The organism is Protofrankia sp. Cj3, from assembly GCF_917627355.1.
Classification (GTDB): domain Bacteria; phylum Actinomycetota; class Actinomycetes; order Frankiales; family Frankiaceae; genus Protofrankia.
Window position 1 is genome coordinate 1 of sequence record NZ_CAKJTR010000319.1, and the last position, 3,079, is coordinate 3,079.

The window sequence follows — 3,079 nt, forward strand, 5'->3', positions numbered from 1 at the left end:
CCTAGGGTAGCGCCGTCACCGGTGGAGCACGCGTTGTCGAGGTCCAGCAGCCACAGCAGCGCGCCCAGCTCGACCTCGCTGAGGTTGCGGACGTCGACGGTGAAGGTGAACGTCGTCCCGGGGCGGACCCAGCCGTTCACGGACCGGTTCTGGTCGTCCCGGTTCTCGTCCTTCACCCCGCCTGAGTGCTGCGTGGCAAAGGCGGTTCCGTCGCGGTTCAACGGGTTCGCGCGGGAGTCGTCGGCCACGGTCGACTTCCGCGGCCGGCGGTATTCCTGGTAACGGCCGCCGTCCAGTTTCTGGGTGCGATCGGTTGTCGGCTCCTTCCAGTAACCCTTCGGTAGGCCCGCGTGGTGCGGGTAGACCTTTCGGCCGCGCAACATCCGCCCGGTGGAGACGAACCAGTCTGCCTTGGGCAGCCCGGAGGGCAGCGGCGCAGGGTGGCCGGCCCGTTCGGTTCCGATGTAGAAACGGCCCTGGCCAGGCTTGGGCTGACCGAGGATCGCCAGCGGCAGGCTAGGGTCCTCGAAGCGTTCTACGGCCGAATCCGACGACTGGCCGCAGACGACCGGACCGATCCGCAGGCTGCCCCGCCAAGCACCGGCGGGGTCACCCCTCTTGCTGCTGTCGCGGTCGCTGGTGCTGCGGTCCTCGGTACGGACCCAGCCGAACACCCGGTCCGCCGGGGACAGCTCGCTGATCGTGTCCGCGGGCCGTAGCGAGCGATCGAGCAGGTCGATCGGTGCGACGCTGAACAACTCTCGCGCGATCGTCACCGGATACAGGCTGTCGATCTCACCACGGGCATCCAGTCGGACGTAGAGCAGATTGCCGTCCTTAAGTGCGTCCGGCTTCGCGCTGTCCGGCAGAAGCAGATGACGACTTGAGACCTTCTTCTCCAGATTTTCTGGGTCCGGGTCCTTCAGCTCACCGGGCCGATGTGCGTCGCGATAACCGAGGATGATGTCGTGCCAGATGCGGCGCAACCGCTCATCCAGTTTAAATGTTTCCCGTAGGTCGTCGTCGGCGTCGTAGAAGAAGACCCGCTCGTCATGCTTGCGGTCGATGTTCCGGTTCGTCACGCACACCCAGCCGTCGACGACCTTCTCCGGGCCGATCGGCTCGTACCATGACGCCCCCTTCTGGCGGGACGTCCGCAGCGGCACCCGAGGTGGTTCCTGGCCGGGCTCGGCGAGCGAGCGCACCCACCACAGCTGGAAGTCCGGCGTATGCGTGGCCGACCGGCGGTCCCACCGGTGATGCTGGACGAGCTGGATGTATGCCCGCACCGCCGTGCCGTGCACCGGCATCACGATGTTGAAATCGCTCTGGTCGGAGCGGACGTGCTTCGACCCCTCCGGTTTCCAGTAGGCCGGCAGCCAGGCCGCGTGCATCGGTGCACCGTGCCGGCCCTGGTGGCCCGCGGGCGTCGTCCCGGGCAGCAGTTCGATCTCGGCGGCGTCGTCGTTGCCGATGACGCGCGCCGGGATGGACGCGAGCCCGTCGCGGGCGGCCATCCGGTAGCCCAGCCGGGCATCGTGGCCGGTGAACACTCCGAAGCGGGAGTTGGTCACGGCCTCGTAGGCGCTGCGCAGCATGCCCTTGACGGCCGTCGACGGCAGGTGCGGGCGGCTCTCCGCTCTCGTCGCGCCGTCTTTACCATCAGTAACAGTCACGGAGCGTTTCAGGACCTCGTAGGTTGCATGCCCGTCCTTGTCGGGGGTGACACCGGCGGTGTCCAGGAGCAGCAGCGGCGTGGCGACCGTGAGGGTGACGCCGATCGTGCCCGACCAGCGGTCCGCCCGGAGCCGATCGTGGCCGGGCAGGCGTCCGCGGTCGGTCAGGGTGCCGCCCACGTCGCCGAGCGTCTCGTGCGAAGGGTCGCGCTGCGATGCCGGGATGAACCCGTACGGGTTGATGAACGCGTTCAGCGGATCCGGTGCGCGGTACGGCGTCTCTCGCTGGCGTTCGGCGCTAGTCGCCTGTCTGGCCGGCCGCGCCGGTGCCATGTGCCGCGGGGGCTGGCGGGTCACCGGCCGGTCGGGCGTTCGGGCGGGCTGTGGGGTGGGCGTCGCGGCAGGCCAGGATGCGGCCACAACCGTGGCGGCGGTGCCCTTGGCCCGGATGCGCTTGGCCCGGCCGCCCGTCCAGTCGAACTCGACGGACCGGTCAGCGAGATCGTCATCGCTCAGCCCGGCCAGCGCCTCGTCCAGGAAACGGCGTTCGAAGCGCCGCTCACCCGCGCCGTCCTCGATGATGACGAGCTTGCGGGCGCCGTCCGCGGTCGTCTTCCATGCGATCGTGCCGAATCGGCTGCTCATCTGGTCGCCTCCGGGAGACGTCGGGACTGCGGGCCATGGGTGCTGGTGCTGGTGCTGGTGCCGCTGGTGGCGTCGGACGGCCTGGGCATCGCGAGGAACAGTTCGACGAGACGTTCCTCGGTGACACTGGCGTTGCCGTGCTCAGGCTCGGTGGTCACGTACTCGACGGTCCGCAGGTAGACGCATTCGTCCGTGCGGGGCGCCCGCGGTAGCGGCACGTCGAGCAGGCCGATCCGGGCCTCGGCCAGCCGGACCCACCGGGGCTCGGCGGCCTGAACCATGGAAGAGCTGGGCTCATCATGTGGAGGCAGCGACCGAGCTAGCGGCCGGCCCCACAGCAGGTACTTGTTTTTGATCGTGTCAACAGCTGCCAGTGGGTCGAGGGATTTGGCGAACCGGGCGCACGGATCCGGGGATTCCGAGAGGATGACCGCGGTGCCGACGCCTGCGCCCGTGTGCAGCCAGCGCAGCTCGGCGTCCCGGTTGAAGATCCGGGCTTCGAACACGGCATCGGACCCGGCAGCAGGAAGCTCGATCGGCTTCTCGGAGTCGGTGAGGCGACCAGCGGACAGCCGGGCCACCGTGTACGCCTGCGGGCTTGCCAGCAGCGCCACGGTGTCACCGAGGTCGCCGAGGTCGCCGCCCAGGCCGATCAGGCGGATCGCGTCGGCCAGTGCGATCTTTTCGGATGTGGCGGAGTAGAGGGTCACGCTCGTGTCGGCCATCATGCTCGGCTCCCGTCCACCTGGTGCTGGTCG

2 protein-coding genes are annotated in these 3,079 nt (G+C 68.9%); both read right to left on the reverse strand.

What is annotated here, in order from left to right; genetic code table 11:
- Nucleotides 1-2,321, reverse strand: a 2,321-nt coding sequence (locus MJ783_RS23015; protein ID WP_239313932.1) for a TIGR03986 family CRISPR-associated RAMP protein, incomplete at its 3' end; no start/stop codon positions are given.
- Nucleotides 2,318-3,079 (reverse strand): CRISPR-associated protein Csx19 (gene csx19 / locus MJ783_RS23020; protein ID WP_239313934.1); only part of this gene is annotated, 762 nt, incomplete at its 5' end. The genes csx19 and MJ783_RS23015, both read right to left, overlap by 4 nt.